Origin of the sequence: Streptomyces sp. NPDC001848 (genome assembly GCF_042891915.1) — a bacterium.
Taxonomy (GTDB): domain Bacteria; phylum Actinomycetota; class Actinomycetes; order Streptomycetales; family Streptomycetaceae; genus Streptomyces.
This window is the reverse complement of the sequence record NZ_JBIATP010000033.1, coordinates 16,166-40,833: the sequence shown is the minus strand read 5'-3', so window position 1 is coordinate 40,833 and position 24,668 is coordinate 16,166. Positions and strand designations below refer to the sequence as shown.

Here is a 24,668-nt window from a genome sequence, read left to right as displayed (position 1 = left end):
CTCGCCCAGTCGACCCAGGTGCACCAGACACGCAGCGGCCGCGAAGTCCGCGCCTGCCTGAGGTACTCGCCATGACCGGCCCGGACGTCCCGCACGGGCCGCGGCCCTCCGCCGGGGCCGACACTGCAGCACAACGACAGGCCACCGGGGGCGGCTGCGGCGCCGGGTCACCCGACGACCCCTCCGAGCGGTCCTCCGCGACCCACAAGCCGCGCCCCATCGACGGCTCCCCGGACCCAGCCCAGATGCCCACGCGGCCCATGGCGCCTCCACCGGCCCTCGATCACGGCGGCCCCGACCACGACACGGTGCCGTGTCAACGCTGCGGCAGAGGTGTGAGCGTGGAGGTCAGCCCGAACAGCGGCGAGGACATGGCCGCCCCGCCCCCGCACGAGGCGTACGCGGACGCCCCCGACCTGCGCCGCGAGATGCACCAAGTGCTCGCCCTCGGGGCCGAGCGCGACGGCCGCCGGGCCAGGTCCGTCACCGGCCCCCCGGTCGATGCACTGGCCGCCGAACGCGCCTGGCTGCTCCGCCGGGCGGCCCTCATGGACCGGATGGCCCTGGACGACCCCCGCCCCGGCCCCCTGTCAGCCGCCGCCGAAACCGCCGAAAAACTCGTCCTGCACGACCGCCGCCATCCGGACCTCGTGGCCGGCCCGCTCCGCCCCGACGCGATCACACTCGCCCCCAGCCGCCGCCTCTACGTCCGCCAGGAGTACGCCGCCTGGACGGCCGCCGGGCGCCCCGGAACCTGAACCGATCCCACTCCCGTCAGGAAAGGGACATATGACTCGCAAGGATATCAACACCCGGAACGCCCCCACAGCAACCGACCGACCCCACTCGCCTCGCCTCTCACGCTCGAAAGCCCTGCGTGAACATTGCGCCGACGTGCGACAGGAACGGTCATGCCAGGGAGGGGCGATGAACGCACCATGGCCGAACGCGCAGACCCACCAGCCGCTCCAGGTGCCCGAACGTGATTGCTCCCAGGGACAGCGGCTGGGCGTCCATCCGGCCCAAACGCCCTAGACCGCAAAGGCTTGTTCGCAAAGGACCCTTTGCGAACAAGTCTTTGCGGTCTACGGTGGGCGGTGTGTCGGGTTGGTGGACAGCCACGCCACCTCGCCGTCCCACCAGAAGGCCAGCGGAGCGAGGCACGGCTCGCCGGATGGGGCCGCAGCCCTCCGAGTGATCCACGGCCGGCGTACCGTGCTGTCGTCCCGTCGAGAGGGTGCTCGGGACTCGCCGGGCCTCCCGATGAGGCCCGACAGTCCCTCGCGAGGCTCTGCGGTCAGCGCACCCTGACGGTCTGGGTCGGCGTGACCAGTACCAGGCGGAGCTTGTTCGAGCCCCAGTCCGTCTCGTAGAGCGCGCCGCGGAACTGCAGCGTGCCACGGTGCTTCGCCTTCACCCAGGTGTCGACCGAACCGCCGTCGAAGACCGCTCCGTGAGCGCACTTCACCGTCCGCCACGATCCACGGTTGCCCTGTCGCTCCTGCACGCAGAACCTCTGGAAGAGGTCGTCGTCCTTCTCGGCGTACCCCTTCAGGTGGATGTGCGCGCCGGCCTTAACGGTGTGCGGGCTCGCCTTGAAGTCGTAATCGGCCTTCGCGGAAGCCGCCACCGCACTCAACCCGAGTGCCGTCATGCCGACTGCCGTAACGATGGCCGCGCGCGCGGCGCGCCGGTTGAGAAAGTGCATCGTCTGTCTCCCCCTTCGGATGGTCTGATGCTCGGCGACAGTGACAAACGGACGGCAGGAACCTGGTCCCCGGTCCGTAATGGCCGTCCAGTTCGCTGATCGCAACCTGACAGAGGGGCGAACGGGCGTCCGCCGTTGCCTCGCAATTCACCATTTTTTCGGCCGCTCTCCCGCCCGGCGCGGGGATCGCGGGGATCACCCCGGGCCCCGACGCGAGGAAGGATTTTGACCTGCGCGGGGCAGAGAGCCATGCAGGTATGACTGGGACCGACACAACTGTGGGGTAGAGGCACACGGTCGCCCTCAGTGGGCGAGCCGGATCCCGCGGGGCTGGCGCGGCTCGACGACGATCGCGCCCTTCTCCTCGCACTGCCGCAGTTGGTAGTGCACGGCGGAGCGGCTGCGAAGCCCTACGTGCTCGCCGATCTCGACCACCGTCGGCGCCTCGCCATGCTCGGCGATCCGCTCGCGGATGAACGCCACGATGCGCTCTTGCCGCTCGGTGAGGTGGTCTACTCGGTGCCCGGCCATGCTCCGGCTAGAGCATGTGTTCGAATTAGGGGCCAAGGTGACCCAGGGGTGTAATCGCCTGAGGCGCTCTAACCTGGGCCTTCGTGGGCTGATGCACCCGTGTGGCACATCTGGGCCACGCGCCGCGTTGACCGGAACCGTGTGGCCGGGCGGCGCCAGCCGGTGTAGCGTCGTGATCAGCAGTCGTGGTTCCGAAGTCCCGTTCGCCCGTGATCGCAATCGCGGGCGTTTTTGCTGTTCAACGCTCTCCGGACCAAGGCGATCACCTCCGGATCCCGCACGGTGCGGGACCAGTCCTTTCGAAGGAGACAGGCACATGGCCAAGGGCACTGTGAAGTGGTTCAACACGGAAAAGGGCTTCGGCTTCATCGAGCAGGAGGGCGGCGGCCCGGACGTCTTCGCCCACTACTCGAACATCCAGTCCCAGGGCTTCCGTGAGCTCCAGGAGGGCCAGAAGGTCGAGTTCGACGTCACCCAGGGCCAGAAGGGCCCGCAGGCGGAAAACATCCGCCCCCTGTAACGCCGCACGCAAGAGGCCCCGGCCGATATGCATCCACCGGCCGGGGCTCATCGATGCTGGCGGGACGTCAGGCCGTCGGCCAGGTGATGCTCTGGTCCTCGGGTGTCGCGAGGACCTCGAAGCGTTCCAGCGGCGGAGCGCCATCCGTCCGCCGGCGCAGCAGGTGATCCTCGACCGCATCCCACAGACGCACGGGTCCACCGTGGCCCACCGTCCACTCCTCGCCGTGCTGGGCGAGCGCAGTTGAGGCCCCGGCCGGGGTGCGGGCCTCGCGTGTGGGCGGGCCGCGGGGGTACGACCGGGCGCGTGCGCATCGCGTGTCTCCCGGGCGAACATGGTGTCCAGGTACGCGTCTGAGTGGCCATGGCAAGACTTCCGTGATGCTGGGGTGTGCCACCGTGCGCCGGTGACGCTCCGTCACGGGTAGCGGCACTGTCAGCGAGTGTGATGACCTCGTACGGATCATGTTTTCGCACCTTGATGCGGTGCGGGTGGAACGGGTGTGGGTGGCGGGCGGCGTGGTCCGCATCACGGCGTGCACCCGCGGGTTGACGGTGGCTTGTCCGGACTGTGGTCGTGGTTCGGCGCGGGTGCACAGTCGCTATGGCCGCACGCTGGCCGATGTCGCTGTCGGAGGGTGCCCGGTGTTGATCGGGCTGTCGGTACGGCGGTTGTTCTGTGGTAGCCCGGGCTGTGGCCGGCGGACGTTTGTCGAGCAGGTCGAGGGGTTGACTGTGCGCTATCAGCGCCGCAGTCCGCTTCTGCGGCACCTGGTGGAGATGGCCGGGGTGCTTCTCGCCGGCCGTGGTGGCGCCCGACTGCTGCAGATCCTCAAGGTGCCGCTGTCGCGGACCAGCGTGCTCTTCCACTTGATGCGCTTGCCGCTTCCGTCACCGCTGGTCCCGCGGGTGCTGGGCGTGACGACTACGCGCTGTACGCGGACGTCTACGGAACCCTGCTGGTGGGTGCCACCACCCGGTTACCCATCGAGCTGTGGGCCGGGCGCGACGCCGAGCAGCTGGCCGCCTGGCTGCGGACGCACCCCGGTGTCGAGGTGGTCTGCCGGGACGGCTCGCTGGTCTACCGCCAGGGCATCACCGACGGCGCCCCGGACGCGGTGCAGGTCAGCGACCGCTTCCACCTGTGGCAGGGGCTGTCGAAGCGGATCGCGGATATCGCGGCCACCCACCGCGGCTGCCTGCACGCCGCAATACCCCCACCCGAACCGGCACCGTCGCCAACGACCGCGACGGCACGGTCTGGCCAGGCCGACACCCCAGCCCGTCGCCACGCGAAGCGGCTGTTCGAGGCAGTGCACGCGGTGACCGACACCGGTTGCTCGCTCAGCGCCGCAGCCCGCGAGCTGGGCCTGAACCGGCGCACCGTGGCCAAGTACGCCCGGGCCACCACCTGGCAGGACTGCGTAAGGCGCACCCGGCCCCGCCAACCCACCAGCCTCGATCCATACCTCGACTACCTTCGGCAACGGTGGAGGAAGGCGAGCACACCGCGACCGTGCTGCACCAGGAGATCGCCGCCAAGGGCTACGGCGGCCACTGCCAACGCGTCAAGATGGCCCTCGCACCGCTACGCCGCGGCCTGCCAATCGACACCCCGCGCGAGCGGCCGCCCTCACCCCGCCAAGTCGCCCGCTGGATCACCACCACGCCGTCCCGCCGCAGCTTGCACGCAGCCGAGGCACTCCGGCGGCTGCTCGAGCACTGCCCAGAGCTGAACCGAACCCACAACCTGGTCCGTCAGTTCGCCGCCATGCTCGACACCCGCGACGCCGCCACGCTGCCGGCCTGGCTCGACCAACTCGCAACCTCCCGACTTCCCGCACTGGCCGGCCTGGTCAAGGCCATCCGCGAGGACCAGCCCGCAGTCGTGCAGGGCATTACCACCCCGTTCAACTCCGGCGTCAACGAAGGCCGCATCACCGATCTGAAGCTCCAGAAGCGGATCAATGGCCGGACGCGCGGGGGTCCCGCTGCTCCGCCACCGCGTCATCCTCAGCCTTGCTCCGACGCCGCTACTCGTGACGAAGCGTCACCGGCGGTGGCACACCCCAGCATCACGGAAATCGTGCCAGGGCCACGTTCGCTTGTACGCCGACACCTGCCCGGACTCGAGTTCAGCCACCCCGCGCGAGACCGTGCCTCCCCGGACCCAGGCCGCAGCGGCGACGAGCCTGATCCCGCCATGCCCCAACGACCGCGCTTCCGCCCCTATGGCCAGCCGGCGCCGGCGCTCGTCCAGATGCGGTAACAGGGCCTGGAACTTCGCAGCCAGGACCGCCTCGATCCCCTCCACTCTCCCCATACCAGAACAACGATCCCAGCAGCCGGAAGCCACGGCTTGTTTCCCGGCAAGCCCTAAAAGTCGGCCTTCCCGATATGGCTGTGGTCCTGGACGCGACTCTTGCGTAAGTGCTTGTCCCGGTCAGCCCTGCGGCGGTCCGGGGCGGGAGTGGCGTGCTGTTCCCGGCCGCGGACACGCCCGCGCGATGCGTGCGGTTGCAGTCCGCGTCGGTCGGCGCGTGGCGTCTCCGTGCCGTCGTGCGTCGCAGGTATGGTCGTGCCGGCTGGAGTCGTCGCGGCAAGCGGAGTCGGGTTGTGCCGCGTGCCGGCAGGAGCCGTCGCGGTCGGTGAGGTCGGGCTGTGCTGCAGACCGGGGGAATTCCGAGGAGTCGGTGTCGGGTGGTGGGGAAGCAGGGGCAGGCGGAGTCCGGCATGGTCGGCGGCGACCGCGACACCGCCGAGGGCAAGGGCGGCGAGTACGGCAGCGGCGGCTGCCCGGATGGCCCGGCGCCACACGGCGGGCGTGGGGCGCCCCGCCGCGCGGAATTCCGCGACGGCCGCGTCCTCGCCGGTCAGCGTGTCGACAGGGGCCGGCGTTGCCGCTGCTGTGAGGAGGAGGGCCAAGGGATCCCCGGCCGGACCGTTGCCTCGCGCTGCTGTGTCCAGGAGGCGTTCGGATTCGTCGATGGCCGGGGCTCGTCGATTCAGGCCCCGGCGGCTTGGGTTTGGGGGGCTGTCGCTCATGTCGCCTCCCCTAGTGTTGTGGCTGGAGATGGTAGCGAAACCGTGCGCCGTGACGTTCTGCGGGAGTGGTCACCGTTGGCCTTGGCGGCCGGTTGCAGTCTGCGGGCGAGGTTACGCAGTCCCCGGTGAGCTGCGGTACGTATCGCGTCCGGCCGTTTGCCGAGGATCTTCCCGGCGGACGGAGCGGACAGCCCGACAACGACGCGGAGCAGGATCGCTTGTGCCTGGTCCGGGGGCAGCTCGGCGATGAGGGCGAGGGCGGAGGCGGTGGAGATGCTCTCGGCCGCTTCGCGTTCGGTGTCGTTGCTCGCGGCCCGATGCGGCATGTCCTCGATGGGCAGCGGGGTACCGGGCCGACGTCGTCGCAGGTGGTCCACCGCGCGGTGATGGGCGATGGTGGCTGCCCAGGCGCGGAACTCGTCCCCGGCGCCGCGGAAGGAGCGCATGTCGCGGGCGATCCTGGTCCAGGTTTCGGAGGCGACGTCTTCGGCGTCGGCCTGGCCGACCAGGGCGCGCAGGTAGTTCAGCAGCCGTGGTTGGACGGCTCGGTAGAGGTGACGGAAGGCGTCTTCGTCGCCTTTGCGGGCGTGTTCCACGGCGGTGTCGAGCGTGTGGTCGGTCCGGTGTGGTCTGCCGGGGCCGGAGTCGTCGTCTCTGCTGCCGCGTCCGTCAGGCATTGGCGCCGTTGTCCGTGCCGATGGGGGTATGGCAGGTGGCTCGGCCGAACTTGCCCTGTGCCAGGGAACTGTTGACGCGTCGTCCGTCGATGGCGATGGAGCAGGTGGCCTGTCCGCCGTGCCGGCCGAGGACGAGGCTGAGGGTGACTTCGTGGCGTCCGGTGGGTGCTTGGACCGTGGTGTGCCAGGGCAGGGCGGTGTGGGCGGTTTTGCCGCCTGTGGCCGTGGACCAGTTGACGTCCGCGGTGCCGCCGCCGTCGACCGTGAGCGTGACGCTGTGCGGTGCGTCCAAACCGGTGGCTCTGGTGGGCCGTGGGCTCTCACTGCAGCTGGTCAGGCACAGTGCGGGAACGAGGAGCAGGAGTGCGCCGGTCCGGGTGGGACGTCTGCGGATCGATGCGGCCATGGCCGTTCTCCGTTCGGTGAAAAGGCGGATGAAAGGGCGAAGAGTGACGCATCGGTGATCGTCGGGAGGGGTGACCGGAGGAGTTATACAACGCCCGTTTGACTCTGCTGTAGGGGCCCGGCGGCGGCTTTCCCTCCAACTGTGTGGGCAATTGGGGGCGATGACGGTCATCTTACGAGCCTGTATGTGACATGGATCACCTTCTGTGGTGGGGGGTGTCACGATTTCAGGCCGTCTTGCGGTGCTCGGAGTTGGTGGGCGCGAATGGCGCGGTCACCAGCCACCAGAGGGGTGTTGGTCGATGCACCGGTTGAAACGGCTTGCTGCCTGCGTGGCGGTGTCGGCTGTGTTCGCGACGTGGATGCCGCAAGCAGCGTCCGCGACCGAGCACGCCGCTGCCGTGCAAGCCTCATCTTCGGGGTCGGGGTCGCATCACGGCTCGGACTACGGGTGGTGGGATCCGCGCGGCTGGTTCAAGGACGACGACAAGAGCGTCAAGGCCAAGTCGACCACGTTCAAGTGGTCACCACCGAAGGGTCGTTCGACACCACGCGTGCATGTCGATCCGCATGCCCGGCGTGTTACCGAGTTGACCAAGCGGCGGACGGCGAACGAGTCGTTCTACCGGCTCTCCGACGGCCGGGTGCAGGGGGTCGTCTCGGCCGTCCCGGTGCACTACCGCGACGCGCGCGGGGCATGGCAGACGATCAGGACGGCGGTCAAGCCGGTGTCCCACGGCGGGTTCGCCGTGGGCAGTGAGGCCAACACGTTCCACAGCTACTTCTCCGGCCGTGCCTCGTCACTGGTGCGCGTCGAGCAGGGCTCGAGCTTCGTGCAGCTGGGCGCGGACGGCGCCCACACCAGGACGCCGAAGGTGTCCGGGGACACGGTGGCGTATCCGGGCGCGTTGCCCGGTGCGGACCTTCGCTACCAGGTCGAGCCGGGCGGGCTGAAGGAGAGCATCGTCCTGGCCAAGGCACCCACGGCTGGGACGGCTTACTCGTTCACGTTGAAGGTGGGCGGGTTCACCCCGCGGCAGCGACGTGACGGGTCGATCGCCTTGACCGGCGGCGAGGCGAACCGAACCACGTTCGTGATCCCGGCGCCTTACATGTCCGACTCGAAGGCCGACGCCTCGTCGCCGTACGGGACGGCGTACTCCACGAAGGTGTCGCAGTCGATGCGCTGGGACGCGAAGTCGGGCACGCTGCGGATCACGATCCGGCCCAACGCGTCATGGCTGGCCGATGCGCATCGGCAGTACCCGGTGGTGATCGACCCGACGATCCTGGTGGCACCGACGCCGTCGCAGGCGTCGAACGTGATGATCTCCTCGGACGGGCCGACCACCAACTACGACACCAGCTGGCGGCTGTCGGTCGGCACCACGGCGACCGGTGCTTCCCGTGCACTGATCAAATTCCCGTTGCCGTCGGTGCCTGCGGGCACGACGATCACGTCTGCGTCGCTGAACCTGTACTACGACCAGACGCACACCACCGCGGCCAACGCGGTGTCGCTGGAGGCGCATGCGGCGGCCGCCGCCTGGGACCCGACGACCGCGACCTGGAACAGCGCGAACGGCATCACGGGCGCGCTGGCCGGCACGGCGACGAAGGCCGCCTACACGCAGGACGTGTGGAACTCCTACGCGGTGACCTCCACCGTACAGGGCTGGCTGAACGGAACGTCGCCGAACTACGGGTTCGTGGTGAAGGCGGCGAACGAGTCGACCTTGTCCCAGGGCGGGCCGCGGTACGAGGGCAGCATCTACTCCTACGGCGGTGAGACCGCCAACTACCCCCAGCTGGTGGTCACCTATGGCGTGCCCGGGGTGACGCTGAACCCGCCGTCGGTGATCCACTCCACTGGCGCCGAGCTGTCCTGGAACACCTACACCAACAACACCGGTAGCTCGGCGAACGACATCGTGGAGTACCAGGTGCACCGCAGCGTGTACCAGACCTTCACCCCTTCCGCCTCCACGGAGGTCGCCCCGGTCGCCACCGGGACCACGAGCTTCGTGGACACCACCGCGCAACCCACCCCGACCTCCAGCAGCGACCCGTACGGCAACGCCTACTACTACATGGTGGTCGTCAAGACCGCCTCCGGCGCACTGATCCCGGCACCGACTCAACTGGTCCGGCTGCCCAAGGCCGGATTGACCACCGTGATCCTGCGCGGCGGGTCGGCAACGACACTGTCCTCGGCCAAGCCGACCACGGTGCTCAACACACTTTCGGACGGCACGTCGAGCGTGCCGCAGCAGTGGCTGGAGGTCGGCGACAACTCCTCCACCTACGGCAACGCCCGCTCGGTCTTCGACTTCGGGGCACTGCCGTCCACCATCCCGTCCACCGCGACCATCATGGACGCGCACCTGAAGCTGTGGCAGGAGCAGACGACCACGGGAACGTCGGGGGCCGTCTACGAACTGCACGCGCTGAACCGCAGCTTCACCCAGTCCCAGGCCACCTGGAACAACGCCAACTCCACCACCGCGTGGACGACCGCCGGTGGTGACTACAACGCCACCGCGGACGGCACCATCTCCGGACTGACGAACGATCCGAATCGGCAGAAGTTCGACGCCACCGCGATCGTGCAGGGCTGGGTGAACACCCCCAGCTCCAATCACGGCCTGGAAGTGAAACTCTCCAGCGAGGCGTCGACTGCACCGCAGGAGCGGACCCTGTTCGCCGGCCCCAACACCGCCGAGCCGGCTCTCGCGCCCCAGCTGGTGGTGACCTACCTGGACACCACCACCGACTCCACGTACTACGCCCCCACCACGCCGACCAAGATGGTCCCGGGCACCACCTACACCGTCCCGGTCACCATCAACAACACCACCGGGTCGACCTGGTCCGCCTCCAACGAGCAGTTGACCTACCACTGGACGCTGCCCGACGGCACCGACGTCACCAACACCGGCAACCAGCTGGCGACCTCACTGCCGTCGGACATGACGCCGGGCGCACAGCAGACATTGAACGCGCAGGTCACCCCGCCGACCCCGACGGACACCAACACCAAGGGCGCCTACACGCTCTCGTGGGACATGAAGAACACGAGCACCGGCTCCTACCTGTCCTCAGGAACCGGCGGGATCGGCTCGCTCGCCCAGGCCACCGGGGTCGAGGAGCCGGGGTCCAATCAGCTGGGCCTGGAGAAGTTCTACCAGTACACGACCCGGGCCACAGGTGCCGGCTCCGCGCTGTACACCAACGACTCCTCCGGTAACACGGTCTGGAACTACAACGCGTTCTCCAACCCGTCCCGCGGCTTCGCGACCTTCGCCCGGATGTCGTACAACTCGCTGGACACGACCGACTCCACCCTCGGCTACGGCTGGTCGCTGCAGACGTCCACGCCCACCAGGCTCGGCACCCCGCTCGACTTCCACCCCAACCCGAACCCGACCGAGGTCACCATGACCGACGGCGACGGGACCTCCCACGTATGGACGTGGAACTCGACCACGAGTACGTGGACGTCGCCGGCGGGCGTGCACCTGTATCTGCAGCAGCTGGCATCGTGCGGGCCGCAGATCACCAACGCGCGAGCCTGGGAGATGACCCGGCCTGACCGCACTCAGTTCTTCTACGACTGTGAGGGCTTCCCCACCGCAGTGGTGGACAAGAACGGCAACGAGGCCGACTTCACCTACAGCTCACGGAAGTCGGAGAACAAGCCGGAGGAGTTCCTCTCTTACATCACCGACCCGACGGGCCGCAAGACGCTCACGGTCAACTACTACAACAAGGGCGACAACTACAGCTACATCGACTCGACGGGGAACCTGGTCAACGACACCAACCTGACCAACCCGAAGATCATCGACCACATCAAGTCGCTGATCGACATCTCCGGCCGAGAGATCGACTTCTACTACACGACCCAGGGTTTGATGGCCCGCATGGTCGACGGCGCCGGGAACTCCGCCGCCAAGACCTTCAACTTCACCTACGACGCCACGCAGGGGAACAAGAACGTCAAGCTCACCCAGGTCACCGACCCGCGTGGTCACGCGACGACGATCTCGTACTACGACCCGGTGACCGATCCGAAGTTCCACTGGTGGACGCAGAACGTCACCGACCGCCTGAACCACACCACGGGCTTTGCCTACACCGAGCCGGGTGCCATCACGGGCGCGGCGATACAGACCACGGTGACCGACGCCAACAACCACGCGACCACCTATCAGGTGGACTCCACCGGCCGCCTGACGCAGGCAGTCAACGCCCTCAATCAGAAGACCACGCTGGCCTGGGACACGGACAACAACGTCACCTCACTGACCGAGGACAACGGCGCCCAGTCCACCTGGACCTACGACCAGAACACCGGCTACCCGCTGACCAAGAAGGACGCGCTGGCCAACAAGAACAACACGGCCGCGGTCACCTACAACTACCAGACGTCGCTGTCCGGCCACATCGCCGACATCACCGACAAGACCAGCGCGGCGGGTCGGCACTGGCACTTCTCCTACGACACCAACGGCAACCCGACGTCGGTCCAGGACCCGAACGGCACCCAGGCCGGCTCCGGCTACACCACCACCTACACGTACGACGCCACCGGTGAGCTGCTGACGGCCACTGACGCCAACAACCACACCACCACCTACTCCAACTACGACCCCTCGGGTTACCCGGACACCACCAAGGACCCGCTCGGCAACACCGCGACTGCTGTCTACGGCCCACGCGGCGAGGTCACTTCGACCACCGACGCCCTGGGCCACACCACCACCCAGAACTACGACGTCTTCCTGCGCCCGATGGACGGCAAGACCGCCAAGGACCAGGCCAACGGCGTCTACATCACCACCCCGGCGCCGGCCTACGACGCCAACGACAACATCACCCAGAAGACAGCCCCCAACGGCGCCGTCTCCACGGCCGTCTACGACGCCAATGACCAGGCGACGTCCTCGACCCTGCCGCAGGACACCTCCACGGCGCCGACCCGTACCACGACCTACACCTATGACGCGGTCGGCAACCAGCTGACCATGACCACTCCGGACGGCAACGTCTCAGGTGCGCAGGCGGGCTCGTACACCATCACCACCACCTACGACGCGGCCGACGAGCCGGTCACGGTGACCGACGCGGCCGGGAAGAAGACCACCACGTCCTATGACGATGTGGGCAACAAGATCCAGGTCACCGATCCGCTCAACCACACCACCAAGACCGCCTACGACCTGGACCACCGACCCACCACGGTGACGGACGCCGCGAACTACACGACGTCGACGGCGTACGACCTGGACGGTGCGAAGACCTCGACCACCGACCAGAACGGCAACACCACCCTGTTCACCAACGACCAGGACGGTCACGTCACCCAGGTCCAGGTCCCGCACACCAGCTCGGGCGGGACGATCACGTACGACACCACGCAGTACCAGTACGACCAGGTAGGCAACAAGACCGCCACCATCACCCCGCGCGGTGTTGCCTCCGGGATCGCCAACGCCTACACCACCAAGACCACCTACGACGCGGACAACCGCAAGAGCGCCGAGTTCGGGGCGTACAACCCCAATGACTCCACGTACAACACCGCGCCGGAGACCGACTACAGCTACGACGCCGCAGGCCGCCTGACCAAGGTGACCGCTCCGCCGTCCGGCAACAGCACGGTCAACAGCACCACCACGACCTCCTACTGGGACAACGGCTGGACCAAGTCCTCCACCGACCCGTGGGGGATCACCACCAGTTACGACTACAACGCGATCGGGAAGCAGACCTCCCGCACCATCACCTCCGCGGGCGGCTCCTCCTCGCGTACGCAGAGCTGGGGCTACTACCCGGACGGCAAGCTGCAGTCGCACACGGACAACGGAGTGCCCGTCGGTCTGCAGGTGGAGATGGTCGACAACTCCGACACCCAGAACGTCAGCAGCACCGGCAGTTGGTCGACCTCGACGACGGGCACCGGCTACCAGGGCTACAACTACCGGACGCACGCCGCCGGTTCGGGTACGGATGCCTTCACCTGGAACCTCAACATCCCCCAGGACGGCACGTATCAGGTCTATGCCCAGTTCCCCGGCGTGACCGGTGCGGCGACCACCGCTCAGTACACCATCAACTACAACGGGGGCTCCGCCACCTCGACGGTGGACCAGACCAAGAACACCGGCACCTGGGTCTCCCTGGGCTCCTACTCCTTCACCCAGGCAGGCACCGGCCAGAAGATCAGCCTCGCCCAGAACTCCGGCGGCACGGTTGTCGCGGACGCGATCAAGGTGGTCCGGAACAACTCCGGTGACACCCAGCCCAACCCGAAGTCCTTCACCTACACCTACGACCCCAACGGCAACCTCACCGACCTGGCCGACAACTCACCGGGCGCACAGTTCGACGACTACGCCTACACCTACGACGGCCTGAACCGGCTCAGCCAACTGCAGGAGAAGCTGTCCGGCACGGTCAAGCACACCACCGGCTTCACCTACGACGCCGCGGGCAATCCGCTCAGCGAGACCCACGACGCGTCCAGCGCCGGCTACACGTTCGATGTCCGCAACCTGCTCACCCAGGTGGTCAACAAGGAAACCTCCACGGACACCGGGAAGACGACCAGCTACACCTACACACCAGCGCTCAAGATCGCCACGGAGACCAAGGCCAACGGCAACGTGGTGACCAACACCTACAACCTGGACAACTCACTGGCCGGCACGGTGGAGAAGACCTCCGGCGGCACGGTGGTCGCCCAGCACACCCTGACCTACGACCCCAACGGCAACCAGACGCAGGACGTCTCGGTCACCCAGAGCGCCGACAACAGCAGCACCAGCCTCAACCGCACGGCCACCGACACCTACACTCCGCGCGACCAGGTCGCCTCGGTCACCAACTCCGATGGCAACAACAACCAGAGCTACGCCTACGACCTGGCAGGCAACATCACCTCGCAGACGGTCGGCAGCACCACCACGACCAACGTCTACGACCGCAACCGGCTGCTGACCGCAACCGCGGGCGGAACCACCGCCAACTACAACTACGACCCCTTCGGCCGCACCGACACCGTCACCGCTGCGGGCACCGTCATCGATCGCTACACCTACGACGGATTCGACCACATCGCCACCGAGGCCAAGAACACCGGTTCCGGCACGGTCACCACCAACTACACCTACGACCCGTTCGACCGCACGGTCTCCCAGACCGACAACGCGGGTTCGTCCAACGCCAAGACCACCAACTTCGACTACCTGGCCACCTCCAAGGCCTTGGCCGACGAGTCTGCGGGCGGCACGGTCACCAAGAGCTACCAGTACGCGCCGACCGGCGAGCGGCTCGACCAGATCGTCCACAACACGGACGGCACCGAGACGCCGACCTACTACACCTACAACCCGCACACGGACGTCCAGGCCATCACCGACGCGGGCGGCAACACCAAGGCCACCTACGGCTACACCGCCTACGGCAAGGACGACACCAGCCAGGACACCGGCGTCGACAAGAACACCGGATCCGGCGCCACCGGCACCACCACCGCCACCCCGTACAACGTCTACCGTTTCAACTCCAAGCGCATCGACGGCGACACCGGCAACTACAACATGGGGTTCCGCAACTACGACCCCTCAATGAACCGGTTCCTCACCCGCGACATGTACGAAGGCGCCCTCGCGGACAGCGACATGACCACGGACCCCTACACCGGCAATCGTTACGCGTTCGGCGGGGGCAACCCCATCAGTAACGTCGAACTCGACGGCCACAGGTTGATCGACGACAACGGATGCCAGGGCACCGTGGCCGCCATCGACGCCTGCGAGGCGCGGTACGAGCAACAGCAGGGTGGGGGCAGCGGTCAGTCCTACGATCCGGTCGACTACGTGGGCCAGTGGGGAAGCAACGGACCGGGTTGTCCGCATTCGGAGAGTTGTGACGCTGCCGGCCCCTCGTTCGGCTCTCTCCAACCCACAGCGGATGATCAGCACACGTGGAACAAGCTGAACAACATGGCGGGCCTGGCACAGTTCCTCGGCTACGGAGTCTCCTCCTTCCTGCTCCAGCATTTCCTGGGCGGCAGCGGCGAACCGGTGAATCTGGGACAGGACGTTCTGTCGGACCTGTACAAAACACCGAACGTCAGGACCTACTTGAACGCCATCGCGCTCAAAGAGATGAAGCTGGCACTGCAACACGGAAAAACGTCCTTCGTGCAGCAGAACTGGCTGACGACCCGTGTGGTCGACGGTCCCATCTCGAGCGACAGCGTGCCGCCGTACTCGACGGACCCGGGATCGGAGCAGGACTTCCACCTGGCGCTGAAGGACTTCGACTTCAGAATTGCCGGGCAGATGACCGGGTCGGGACAGATGCAGTTCCAGTTCGAAATGTCGAAGTACTACGACTTCGACAGTCAGCCATTCAAGTCGATGGGAGTTTCCATATCGGCAACCGAGCTCTCCAGAATGCAAGGTACGGGGCTGGCTCAGAATTTCTGGGTGGGCGGGGTTTCTGCGCCCATTGATCTGCCCGTGTCGTGACTCATCCGTGGCCCGGGAGGCGATGCACGCCTCCCGGGCCACGGATGGTGCGGTATGGTATTCGGGAAATGCGCAAAGTGAAAGACGGCCGTCGTGTGGACCTCCTGCGAAGGGAATGGGATGGGAAAAAGTGCCAACAAAGCAGGCGGGCGGCGGCTTGTCACGGCGGCGGTTGTGGTGGTCTCGCTGGTGATCGTCGTCGGTTGCGTCGTGTGGTTCTTGCGGCAGGACACGGCGAGTGTCGGCGTGATCAGCGACCAGCAGTATCAGGCGGTGAAGATAGGTGATCAGCGGTCAAGTGTACTGAAAAGACTGGGCGCTCCGGCGCAGGGACTTGACGTTTCGAAGTTCCCGCCCGCGAGGTCGGGTCAGCAGTGCGATTACTATTCGGAGTCGGGCGCCGTGATGGATCCGTCAGTCTTTCGGTTCTGCTTCGCCGGTGGAAGGCTCGTGTCCAAGGAGTCCTCTGACGAACTGCAGCAGCAGCCGAGCCCCAGCATTTCTCTTTCCTTCCCGGGCTGACGGACATCCGGACGATTCGGAGTGTGCGTCCGTGCAAGGCCGGGCTGTGGCGGTGCCCTGGAGCGTGACCGGTAAGGTTCGCCCGTGCTCAAGTGGGACTGGTTCGAAGAGGACGAGGAAGACGACCTCAGAACCTCTGCCTGATCACGGTGTGCTTCGACGGAACGCGCATCCGGGGCGGTGAGCTCCACAACCAGACGTTTGACCCGTATCCGGTCGAGCGGTCGCGCGTGGATGTCATCGACGCCGTGGGCAGCCCGGGGGCTTGGCCCAGGTCACGGCCGACTGGTTCGAGCGTGTCCTGGCCCGTCCGGTCGAGCGACGCGAATGGCTGGGCAACGGCAACATCGCGTCCGAGTACGTCTTCTCGGACACCGGTGCAGGGATCTGCCGCGGAGGACAATGGGTCCCTGGTGCCTACCGCCGCCCGCCCGACCCGCATCATTCGGCCCGCGGCGTACATTCCGATCAGGCGGGCTGAGTCGTGGAGTTGGCGCCGCAAGAGCACTGAACCGGGCGTCCGCCCCGGGTGCCGTTGTCGACAGCAGCCCGCAGGAACTCTTCGGCCGTCTCCGTTTTCTGGTCATGGCAGGCGATGGGTCTTCGCTTTGGTGCGTGGTCGATCGGGAGGTCGGGTCGCCAGGCGGTGAGGATTTGGGCGCTGCACTCGAACAGGGCCGGGGGTAGGGCGTCCAGCGGCCACCACCGCCAGTCGCCGACGCTCTCGTCGGGCTGGTCCGCCGGCTCCCAGCGCCACCATCGCCGCCGTCGCAGGTGTCGCAGCGGGGGCCAAGGCGACGTACGGCAACCGGATCGCCCTCGACGCCTGGTCCATTCGGCACACCATCGCGCACGCCGGCGCCAACGCCGGTCTCCGGGAGCGCATCGGCGGCCAGGCAGCCGCTCTGTGCGCACTCGCCGGAGGCGCGGCGCTCAACGACGCCGAGCTCGCCACCCTGGTGCCCGCCCGGCTCCTGTCCAACGACGCCCTCCTGGTTGATCAGCCCATGTCGCTGCGCGACATCGTCACCGGACTGGCGGAGGCAGAACTGCCCGGCCACACGAAACAGCTCCTCGCCCTCCTCCACGACCGGCCGGTGGCCGAGGCCACGCGGTGACCACGGCACATACAGACTCAGCTCATCCCCGAAGCTGAAGGGGTGCGCCGACTCGCCCGAGCGTCGGTAGCTGCTCACTTCGCAACGCTCGGGCGAGCGGGCGTCTTCGCTGGCACCGACGCGGATGATCCGAGCGGGCTGAGCCTGGCTCGACCGTTGCGCATACGGGCGGAGGTCACCTACAGCACGCTCTCGCCCACGGTGAAGATCATGCTGCGGACCGGGGCGAGTTCCTGCAGGCGCGCGGCGTCGGCCGCGGTGGCGCGTCCCTGGGGTGAGGCGAACGCGGCGTGCAGCTCGTCCATCGTGTCCCATTCCAGCTCGGCGACCAGGTAGTACGGCGCGCCGCCGCGGACGGCGACCAGGTCGCGGCCGATCGCGTAGCGGCGCAGCCTCGGCAGGCGGCGTGCGAGTGGGATGTGGACGTCGTGGTAGTGCCGGTCGAATGCCGCAGGGGCGGCGGGTGTCTCGTACAGGGCGATGAAGCGGGCGGTCATCGGGCGGCCTTCCGGTAGCGGGTGAGGACGGCGGCGCCGACCTGCTCGGCAGCCAGACACTCCAGCTCGGCGTGGGGGCCGTCGGTCGGGAAGAGGCGCCGGCCGGTGCCGAGGACGGTGGGGAAGGTCAGCAGCCTGTACTCGTCGACCAGGTCGGCGGTCATCAGCCGGTCCACGACGCTCAGACTCCCGGTGACGACCACGTCCCGCCGCTCGTGCTTGACAGCGTCGACCAGGTCGCCGTCCAGGAGCTGGGAGTTCGCCCATACCGATGTGTCGGCGTGGGTCAGGGTGCGGGAGGCGACCAGCTTCGGCACCGTGTTCATCCGCGTGGCGAACGGGTCGTCGCGGCCCGGCCACAGCTGAGAGAACAGCCGCCAGGTGGCGCGGCCCAGCAGCAGCACGCCGTCGTCCAGCGTGCGGCCGAGCTGGAACTTGTCCCCGGCGACCGCTTGCGGGCCGTGCCGGAAGGCCCAGCCGCCCCCCGGCGTGCCGGCGGATCCGTCCGGGTCGGACACGATTCCGTCCAGGGTGATGAACTCGATGACGATGACACTCACGACGAAATTCCCCTCGGTTCGGTGCTCACCGGTACCTACCGGCCGCACCGCCCGGACTCATCGCTCCCGGCGGAACTCGCCTGCGGGAATCTCACGCGGCAGCTTGAAGCCATCGAAGACGCGCGGATCGGCGAACACGACGTTGTGCGCGATGTGGCCATCGGCGACGGTGAAGACCTGCAAGGTGTGCAGACCGTGCCCGCCACCGGGCTGCGGCGCGTAGGCGGCGACCGCGGGCTGCCCGTTGGCGGTCAGCTCCCGCATGCACCAGCCCCCGCCACGCATCGTGAACACCCACTCCATGAACCGGCCGTAGTCCCGGCTGCCCCGGTACCACAGCGGCACCGGAGGCATCTCCAGCACCGCGTCGTCGGCCAGCCGCCGCACCAAAGCGGGTACATCCGCCGCCTCGAACGCTTGCATGTACCGCTGGATGACCGCCCGCACCTCGGGGTCGTCCGGCTCGGTGACCGCACCGGCATCGCCCACGTCGGCAAGGGCCGCACGGGCGCGCTGCAGCGCGCTGTTGACCGCCGCGACCGAGAAGGGCCGGTCCTCGGCGGGAGTGCAGAGGCAGTACACCGGCACCGCGGGACGCATCGAAAACGCCCAGGTCGGCGTGTTCCTCGCCCTGGCCACCAGCCGGGGACGGGCCCTGATCGACCGACGTCTCTATCTCCCCGAACACTCCTGGTCCAATGATCCAGAACGCCGCACCGCGGCCGGGATACCCGAGACGGTGCAGTTCGCCACCAAGCCCCGCCTGGCCGAGCAGATGATCGAGGCCGCGCTACGACGCCGGGATCACCGCCTCCTGGGTGACCGACGACGAAGCCTACGGCCAGGACCCTCAGCTCCACGCCGCCCTCAAGGCGCGCGGCATCGGCTATGTCCTGGCCGTCGCCTGCTCGACACGGGTGAGAATCAACTACGGCCGCACTCCCGCCCGCGCCGACACCCTCGCCGGCCGCCTGCCCGCCACGGCCTGGCACCGTCAGAGCGCCGGAAACGGCGCGAAAGGACCGCGCTACTGCGACTGGGCCTGGATCCACATCGGCACCGGTAGCCACCGCCACCTGCTCATCCGCCGCAACCGCTCCACCGGCGAGCTCGCCTTCTACCTGTGCTGGTCACCCACCGAAGTGCCCCTGTCCGAACTGGTCCGCGTCGCCGGCGCCCGCTGGAGCGTCGAGGAGTGCTTCCAGGCCGCCAAGAGCCAGGTCGGACTCGACCACTACCAGGTCAGGCACTGGACCTCATGGCATCGGCACATCACGCTCGCCATGCTCGCCCTGCCCTTCCTGACCGCCCTCGTAGCCGACGCGACCCCCAAACCGCCCGCAGATACGTACCACTTCGTCCGCAGCCGCGATCCGATCACGCTGACCGTCCCGGAGATCCGACACCTACTTGCCGCCGTCTTCAACTCACCAGCCGTCACCGCGGCCAGGCTGCTGCACTGGTCCAACTGGCGCAGACGCCACCAGGCAACAGCCCGACGCAGCCACTACCGACGACGCACCGCCAGTGAACCCGCTGGGTAGATCACGACAGCGCACTGGAGTATTAAACGTCAAGCTCGTACCGGCCTCTGACGCGCCCCCTGTGCGGGATTTCCCGCCGGTCACCGTACAGACCGATCTTGCCGCGGATCTGGTCGGCGTAGGGGTGATCGAGTTCGGTGAGGATGTCCAGGGCCTGTTGCCAGGCGGCGTGGGCTGCGTGGGGGTGGTGCGCGGCGTGGTGGGCGTCGCCGAAGCGGTTGAGGATGTCTGCTTCTAGCGGGCGGTCGCCGAGGTCGCGGCACAGGTCAAGGGCGCGTCTGTAGCAGGCGGCGGCTTGGGAGTGCTGACCCAGGGAGCTGTGGGCGTAGGCGATGCTGTCCCAGGCGTGGGCTTGCCGTTCACGGTCGTCGAATTCTTCGAGGACGGGCAGAGCCTGCCGGCAGTAGGTCAGGGCCTGTGCAGAGTCGCCAAGGCGCGCGTGCGACCAGCCGATGGCGGTCAGGGTCTGGGCCTGCCCCAGCTGGTGGCCACGGGACTGGTACAAGGCGTGGGCTTGACGGGCGAGCGCAAGTGCTTCGGCAATGGCAGGAGGGGTCTGCCACGCCTCCACTCTGGCGAGTTCGATGTACGTATCGGCCTGACCATCCAGGTCACCGGTCCGGCGGAACAGGTCGAGGGCGTGGCGTAGGTGATGCTGGGCGTCCTCGTAGTTGCCGTGGCGGCGGTGGGCGCGGGCGGCGATATTGTGGGCGATGGCCTTCCCGAGTGGGTCGGCCAGCTGGTCAGCGGCGTCTATTGCAGTGTTGCCGACGGCGGCAAGGTCGTGCCAGTTCCCGCGCCGATCGAGGTAGGTGGCGAGGGCGTGGGCCAGCTGCCAGGTGTGGGCGTGGAAACCGGTGGCGGCGGCGTGGCCTACGGCGCTCAGAAGCACGTCATGTTCGGTGGTGAACCAGGTCAGCGCCCGCTCGTGGTCGGCGAAGTGTTCCAGGCAGACCCCTGGTTGCGGCGGGGGCAGGTTCAGCGGGTCCCGGCCCCGTTCCAGCAGATGGGCGGCGTCGTGCGCGGTATGCACATAGTGATCCAGCATCCGGTGCACTGCGGCGCGGCGCTCATGGTCAGGGTCAATGGTGTTGGCCTGCTCATTGGCGTAGGCGCGCAGCAGGTCGTGGAGTTCGAAGCGCCCGCTGCGCTTTTGCTGGAGCAGGTGTTCGTCCAGGAGCAGTTCCAGTACCTCGGCGGCCTCGCCGGCGGTGATGCCCGCCAATGCGGCGGCCGCCGCTGCGCTGAAGTCCGGGCCGGGGTGAAGGCCGATGAAGCGGAACACCTGCTGTGGCCTGTCAGGGAGTGCCTGGTAGGACGCGTCGAACACAGGGCGTATTGCGCGGCCGCCGGCGCTGATCGCCTCCAGACGCCCGGCCTGCATCCGGTCGGCGAGTTCGGCCAGGCTCCAGGCGGGCCGGGAGCGCAGCCGGGCGGCGGTCAGCGCCAAGGCGAGTGGGAGGCGGTCACAGTACTCGATGACGCGTGCGGCAGCTTCGGGTTCGGCGGCCACACGGTCGTCTCCGGCGATCCGGGCGAGCAGGTCGAGTGCTTCGGTTTCGGTGAAAGTGTCGATCAGGTGCGGGGTGGCACCGTCGAGTCCGGCCAGACTGCGGCGGCTGGTGATCAGAGCCAGGCATGTAGGTCCGGCTGGGATGAGGTCGCGGACCTGGTCCTCGGTGGCGGCGTTGTCCAGCAGCACCAAGGCACGACGATCCCGCATTCGGTCGCGGTACATCGCCGCCCGCTCGTCCCGACTCTCGGGGATCTGCTGCGCGGCTACTCCCAGCTGCCGCAGGAACGCTTCCAACACCGCGGAGGGGTCGGCGGGCGGGAGTTCGGGGTCGAAGCCGCGCAGGTTCACATGCAGCTGCACGTCGGTGAAGTGCCCGGCGCGTACGAGTTTGTGGGCGGCATGGATCGCGAGCTGGGTCTTGCCGACCCCGGCCATGCCCTCGACCGCGGAGATCACGACCGTGTTCGCACCGCTGCGGTCGTGATGCTGCGTCGCGGCCGCGATCAGGCGCGCGAGTTCCTCACGGCGCCCGGTGAACGTCGCCAGATCCGTGGGTAGCTGACTGAAGACCCCGGCTGGGCCGCCGGTCCTGGCCAGCACGTGGACCTTGATGCACGCCGCGCGCCATAGATCCACCGTCGGATCGTCTGCCCCCAGCGCCCGGACGATTCCCACGACCAGGTCCAGGTCCAGGCGACTGCGTCCGGTCTTGAACGCGTCCACGACCGTGGAAGTTGAGACAACCCGTGCCGGCCGCATCAGCGGCCCGACCCTTTTGGCCAGCGACCGGTACGACGGCATCCCCGCCCAGGCCCGCAACTCACCCAGCAAGCAGACGAACTCCGCCAGATCCGCCGCCTGGCCCGGATCCGGCATAGTGCCCCGTTGCCCACCCACGACGCTCACTCCCCCGTGAAGCCGTGCTCCTGACAAGGAGAGTCTACAAGCGGGCTGTACGGATTCGTACGGGAAACGTGACCCCACATGGCCCGGGCAGCATGGTGGTGCTGCTTCGCGCAAAACCGGCCCAAGCAGCAGCACGAAGCGTCTGCCCAGCGACCTGAGCGTTGAGCGGTTGTTTATCGCATACAGGCAGGCTGCTGTATGAAAGCAAAACCAGGACACATCGAGCGACCCCACAAAGGGCCGCCCATCCACAACTCCCCGGCATCTGGGCTACGACTCCGGGGCTGACACGAGGAGGAAATATGCCCGCCTGGGGCGGAGGCATCACCAAGACTATCGTCGCGGCCAGCATCGCCGTCGCAGGCATGGTCACCGGCACCGGCAGCGCCCACGCCGACAGCGCGTCCCAGTGCCGATCGGCCGTAGCCGGCTACGTCAACGTCTTCGGCGGCGTCCTCATCGATCCTGCTACAACGTCGAGGACGACCGCAGGACCATCTACGCGACGTCCCGTTCTACAACGACGACGGCGGCAGCATCATGATCTGCGCCCACGCCATCAAGCTCGGCACCCCCGGATGGGCCCATGACTTCGGCTGCGATTACCAGACCGACAGTTGGACCGGGACGGCCTGGCCTGGGGCGTGCTGCTACGGACAAGGGCAAACTTTTACTGCGGGCCCGGGCACCTACGTGGTCTCTGCAGGGTTCTGGCTGAACGGTAAGTACTACGGCGATGTCCAGAGCCCGAAGACGACCATCGGATAAGGGGATCAGCGTGGAGGGGCGGGTCATCTGCGGGGTGGGGTCATGGGCGTCACCGCGCTGATTCTGTTCGGCGGACCGGTTGCCGTCGGAACGGTTGCGGGGTATCTCGGCGGTGGCCGGCTGAGCAGGCTGCCGGGCGTGCGGCTGCGATGGCTGTGGCTGCTGTGGATCGCGGCCGCCGTGCAGGTCGCGCAGCTGGCTACCGCCGGCCTTCCCGGCGCTGCCGGACGCCATCTCAGGGCACCGCTGCTTGGGTTGGCCATCGCCCTTGCCCTCCTCTGGCTGGGCGTCAACGCCCGGGGCCGGACGTGGCTGTTGAAGGCGGGGGTGGGACTGGCACTCACGGGAGCCGTTCTCAACGCTGTGCCGATCGCCGTCAACGGCCGGATGCCCTACAGCCCCTCCGCGGCGGCCGTCGCCGGGCTGCGCGCCGGGTCCCAGACTGCCAAAAACGTGCCAGCCGGGCGCAGCACCCGCCTGCTCGCGCTGGGCGACACCATCCCTATTCCGCCTCTGCACGCCGTCGTCAGCATCGGCGACGTGCTCCTGGCGATCGCCGCGGCCCTGCTCGTCGCAACCGCCATGCACCACCCGGCCAACGCCGCTCGAGAAAGGAACCAGCCATGTCCCACACCCTCACCTGGCAGCGCCTGGCGCTCATCGCGTTCACCCTGGCCTCGGTCGCCGTCCTCCTCTACACCCTCGGCGCCCCCGAATTCGGCGGCGGCTGACTGATCCGCCGGCGGGCACTCACTCCGACACCACCGACCTCAAGGAGTCTTCAATGCTTCGGGTCATCCCTGGGCAGCGCCTGGCGCTGATCGCGTTCACCCTGGCCTCGGTCGCCGTCCTCCTCTACACCCTCGGCGCCCCCGCCTGGGGCGGCGGCTGACCAGTCGGCTTGCTGCACGCCCAGGCCCCGCCCTCCGCCGAACATCGCACCCCCGACACTGCCGCCTTCGAGCGTGTCGGGAACAGATCGAGTCCCACCCCGCAATGAAAGAGGGGTGGGGCCAGCGGTGCGGGGCTGCTCGATACGCCTTTCCCCTGATTTAGGGGACGACCTCACTCGGCTACAAGCGCCACCGGCGATCCTCGCTCCTTATGGTCAGCTGGCAGTCCTCACTGATGGGATCAGTATGTCAACAGCGCTCGCTGCACGGATGAGGAACCGCAAGTGGTATGCCCTTGTGGTGGGCCTCCTGGCTTCTATCGCGCTCTGCGCAAGTACGGTCACCGCTTCCGCGTCTTTCAGAACAATAACTCTGGCTACTGCATGTCCGTGCCTGGTGACAACATTTACGCAGGAGCGCTGATCAATCAATTCCCGTGCGAAAACTACCCGGACCAATATTGGTACATGAACCAATCGGACAGCCATCCTGGTTGGATATATCTTCAGCCTGCGCAGGACGACACGCTGTGCGCGACATACGTGCCCGTGAGTACGGATGAGATTACGCTTGAGCCCTGCGGCTTGAACGCGGGGAACGGGAATGCGAACACGCAGCTCTGGCTTTACGAATATGGTGATACGGGTGGAGAGCTGGCTACTACGCAGGGCTGGGCCATGTCTGTTCCCGGAGCTTCCACGCGGGGGTCGCGCCGATCAACACGTATCCATGGGGCTACGGCAACTACCCCGACCAGGTTTGGTTTATGCCCTCCGTGTAGCCTGAAGTCGTAAGGCTATAGCGGGTCGCGGACAAACCAGCGACTTCCATCACGGCAGCTGTAGTTCTAATGGCCCCCTGCTGGGCAGGGGGGCAGGGCGGTTCAAAAGTCTTGTCGATGTCCCAGCTGTGATTGGGC

The 24,668-nt window shown here is 67.5% G+C and carries 17 protein-coding genes and 4 pseudogenes; 11 read left to right on the top strand and 10 right to left on the bottom strand.

The window, feature by feature from the left end:
- Positions 1-341: 341 nt before the first annotated feature.
- A complete protein-coding gene (locus ACFYZJ_RS38745) occupies positions 342-758 on the top strand; it encodes a hypothetical protein (protein WP_388576913.1) in 417 nt (138 codons plus the stop codon).
- A gap of 539 nt (positions 759-1,297) precedes the next feature.
- Here ACFYZJ_RS38745 and ACFYZJ_RS38740 read toward each other — a convergent pair.
- Both ACFYZJ_RS38740 and ACFYZJ_RS38735 read right to left on the bottom strand, forming a co-directional pair.
- Positions 1,298-1,708 (bottom strand): hypothetical protein, encoded by a 411-nt coding sequence (locus ACFYZJ_RS38740; RefSeq protein ID WP_388576911.1) that lies wholly within the window; start codon positions 1,706-1,708, stop codon positions 1,298-1,300.
- Between the two features lie 303 nt (positions 1,709-2,011).
- Positions 2,012-2,239 carry a LexA family protein gene (locus ACFYZJ_RS38735; RefSeq protein WP_388576908.1) on the bottom strand — a complete coding sequence of 76 codons (228 nt, stop codon included), beginning with the start codon at positions 2,237-2,239 and terminating at the stop codon, positions 2,012-2,014.
- Positions 2,240-2,555: 316 nt separating this feature from the next.
- Between ACFYZJ_RS38735 and ACFYZJ_RS38730 the strand changes: the two genes are divergently transcribed.
- Entirely contained in the window at positions 2,556-2,759 is a 204-nt protein-coding gene (locus ACFYZJ_RS38730) for a cold-shock protein (protein WP_388576905.1), read from the top strand.
- Positions 2,760-2,826: 67 nt separating this feature from the next.
- Here ACFYZJ_RS38730 and ACFYZJ_RS38725 read toward each other — a convergent pair whose 3' ends face one another.
- Positions 2,827-2,952, bottom strand: a complete 126-nt coding sequence (locus tag ACFYZJ_RS38725; protein ID WP_388576902.1) for a hypothetical protein — start codon at positions 2,950-2,952, stop codon at positions 2,827-2,829.
- A 271-nt stretch (positions 2,953-3,223) separates the two neighbouring features.
- Here ACFYZJ_RS38725 and ACFYZJ_RS38720 point away from each other — a divergent pair.
- From ACFYZJ_RS38720 to ACFYZJ_RS38710, 3 genes and pseudogenes are all read left to right on the top strand, one after another.
- Positions 3,224-3,379: pseudogene (locus ACFYZJ_RS38720) on the top strand (ISL3 family transposase); the annotation flags it as partial.
- Between the two features lie 341 nt (positions 3,380-3,720).
- Positions 3,721-4,494: a transposase gene (locus tag ACFYZJ_RS38715; protein ID WP_388576899.1), complete on the top strand. Its 774-nt coding sequence runs from the start codon at positions 3,721-3,723 to the stop codon at positions 4,492-4,494.
- Positions 4,443-4,661, top strand: a pseudogene (locus ACFYZJ_RS38710) (ISL3 family transposase); the annotation flags it as partial. The gene ACFYZJ_RS38715 and the pseudogene ACFYZJ_RS38710, both read left to right, overlap by 52 nt.
- A gap of 210 nt (positions 4,662-4,871) precedes the next feature.
- Here ACFYZJ_RS38710 and ACFYZJ_RS38705 read toward each other — a convergent pair.
- The 3 genes and pseudogenes from ACFYZJ_RS38705 to ACFYZJ_RS38695 form a co-directional block, all read right to left on the bottom strand.
- Positions 4,872-5,081, bottom strand: a pseudogene (locus tag ACFYZJ_RS38705) (ISAzo13 family transposase); the annotation flags it as partial.
- A 718-nt stretch (positions 5,082-5,799) separates the two neighbouring features.
- Positions 5,800-6,480 carry an RNA polymerase sigma factor gene (locus ACFYZJ_RS38700; protein WP_388576896.1) on the bottom strand — a complete coding sequence of 227 codons (681 nt, stop codon included), beginning with the start codon at positions 6,478-6,480 and terminating at the stop codon, positions 5,800-5,802.
- Positions 6,473-6,886, bottom strand: a complete 414-nt coding sequence (locus ACFYZJ_RS38695; protein ID WP_388576893.1) for a hypothetical protein — start codon at positions 6,884-6,886, stop codon at positions 6,473-6,475. Before ACFYZJ_RS38695 ends, ACFYZJ_RS38700 begins: the two co-directional genes overlap by 8 nt.
- Before the next feature lie 400 nt (positions 6,887-7,286).
- On the opposite strand from ACFYZJ_RS38695, the gene ACFYZJ_RS38690 reads away from it, so the two are divergent.
- The 3 genes from ACFYZJ_RS38690 (at position 7,287) to ACFYZJ_RS38680 (ending at position 17,065) form a co-directional block, all read left to right on the top strand.
- Positions 7,287-15,425 (top strand): DNRLRE domain-containing protein, encoded by an 8,139-nt coding sequence (locus ACFYZJ_RS38690; protein WP_388576890.1) that lies wholly within the window; start codon positions 7,287-7,289, stop codon positions 15,423-15,425.
- Between the two features lie 120 nt (positions 15,426-15,545).
- On the top strand, positions 15,546-15,947 hold the full coding sequence (locus ACFYZJ_RS38685) for a hypothetical protein (protein WP_388576887.1): 402 nt from the start codon (positions 15,546-15,548) through the stop codon (positions 15,945-15,947).
- A 959-nt stretch (positions 15,948-16,906) separates the two neighbouring features.
- Positions 16,907-17,065: a hypothetical protein gene (locus ACFYZJ_RS38680; RefSeq protein WP_388576884.1), complete on the top strand. Its 159-nt coding sequence runs from the start codon at positions 16,907-16,909 to the stop codon at positions 17,063-17,065.
- 179 nt (positions 17,066-17,244) lie between these two features.
- On the opposite strand, the gene ACFYZJ_RS38675 is transcribed toward ACFYZJ_RS38680, so the two are convergent.
- The 3 genes from ACFYZJ_RS38675 to ACFYZJ_RS38665 are packed head-to-tail and all read right to left on the bottom strand — an operon-like array spanning position 17,245 to position 18,722.
- Positions 17,245-17,562, bottom strand: a complete 318-nt coding sequence (locus ACFYZJ_RS38675) for an EthD family reductase (RefSeq protein ID WP_388576880.1) — start codon at positions 17,560-17,562, stop codon at positions 17,245-17,247.
- Positions 17,559-18,122 carry a dihydrofolate reductase family protein gene (locus tag ACFYZJ_RS38670; protein ID WP_388576877.1) on the bottom strand — a complete coding sequence of 188 codons (564 nt, stop codon included), beginning with the start codon at positions 18,120-18,122 and terminating at the stop codon, positions 17,559-17,561. Before ACFYZJ_RS38670 ends, ACFYZJ_RS38675 begins: the two co-directional genes overlap by 4 nt.
- A gap of 57 nt (positions 18,123-18,179) precedes the next feature.
- Positions 18,180-18,722: a nuclear transport factor 2 family protein gene (locus ACFYZJ_RS38665; RefSeq protein WP_388576875.1), complete on the bottom strand. Its 543-nt coding sequence runs from the start codon at positions 18,720-18,722 to the stop codon at positions 18,180-18,182.
- Here ACFYZJ_RS38665 and ACFYZJ_RS38660 point away from each other — a divergent pair.
- A pseudogene (locus tag ACFYZJ_RS38660) lies at positions 18,688-18,870 on the top strand (transposase); the annotation flags it as partial. The gene ACFYZJ_RS38665 and the pseudogene ACFYZJ_RS38660 sit on opposite strands and share 35 nt — an antisense overlap.
- Before the next feature lie 70 nt (positions 18,871-18,940).
- Positions 18,941-19,666, top strand: coding sequence for a transposase (locus ACFYZJ_RS38655; RefSeq protein WP_388576873.1), 726 nt, complete (start codon positions 18,941-18,943; stop codon positions 19,664-19,666).
- A gap of 22 nt (positions 19,667-19,688) precedes the next feature.
- Here ACFYZJ_RS38655 and ACFYZJ_RS38650 read toward each other — a convergent pair whose 3' ends face one another.
- The gene (locus ACFYZJ_RS38650) at positions 19,689-22,223 is read right to left on the bottom strand and encodes a tetratricopeptide repeat protein (protein ID WP_388576871.1); all 2,535 of its coding nucleotides are present in this window, start codon (positions 22,221-22,223) and stop codon (positions 19,689-19,691) included.
- A gap of 675 nt (positions 22,224-22,898) precedes the next feature.
- Here ACFYZJ_RS38650 and ACFYZJ_RS38645 point away from each other — a divergent pair.
- Positions 22,899-23,591, top strand: a complete 693-nt coding sequence (locus tag ACFYZJ_RS38645) for a DUF5317 family protein (RefSeq protein WP_388576869.1) — start codon at positions 22,899-22,901, stop codon at positions 23,589-23,591.
- Positions 23,592-24,668 lie beyond the last annotated feature (1,077 nt).

Bases quoted from the DNA above. Each gene is read 5' to 3' on its own strand.
- ACFYZJ_RS38645 (WP_388576869.1), top strand. From the start codon at position 22,899: ATGGGCGTCACCGCGCTGATTCTGTTCGGCGGACCGGTTGCCGTCGGA.
- ACFYZJ_RS38730 (WP_388576905.1), top strand. From the start codon at position 2,556: ATGGCCAAGGGCACTGTGAAGTGGTTCAACACGGAAAAGGGCTTCGGC.
- ACFYZJ_RS38665 (WP_388576875.1), bottom strand. From the start codon at position 18,722: ATGCGTCCCGCGGTGCCGGTGTACTGCCTCTGCACTCCCGCCGAGGAC.
- ACFYZJ_RS38685 (WP_388576887.1), top strand. From the start codon at position 15,546: ATGGGAAAAAGTGCCAACAAAGCAGGCGGGCGGCGGCTTGTCACGGCG.
- ACFYZJ_RS38740 (WP_388576911.1), bottom strand. From the start codon at position 1,708: ATGCACTTTCTCAACCGGCGCGCCGCGCGCGCGGCCATCGTTACGGCA.
- ACFYZJ_RS38675 (WP_388576880.1), bottom strand. From the start codon at position 17,562: ATGACCGCCCGCTTCATCGCCCTGTACGAGACACCCGCCGCCCCTGCG.
- ACFYZJ_RS38735 (WP_388576908.1), bottom strand. From the start codon at position 2,239: ATGGCCGGGCACCGAGTAGACCACCTCACCGAGCGGCAAGAGCGCATC.
- ACFYZJ_RS38700 (WP_388576896.1), bottom strand. From the start codon at position 6,480: ATGCCTGACGGACGCGGCAGCAGAGACGACGACTCCGGCCCCGGCAGA.
- ACFYZJ_RS38695 (WP_388576893.1), bottom strand. From the start codon at position 6,886: ATGGCCGCATCGATCCGCAGACGTCCCACCCGGACCGGCGCACTCCTG.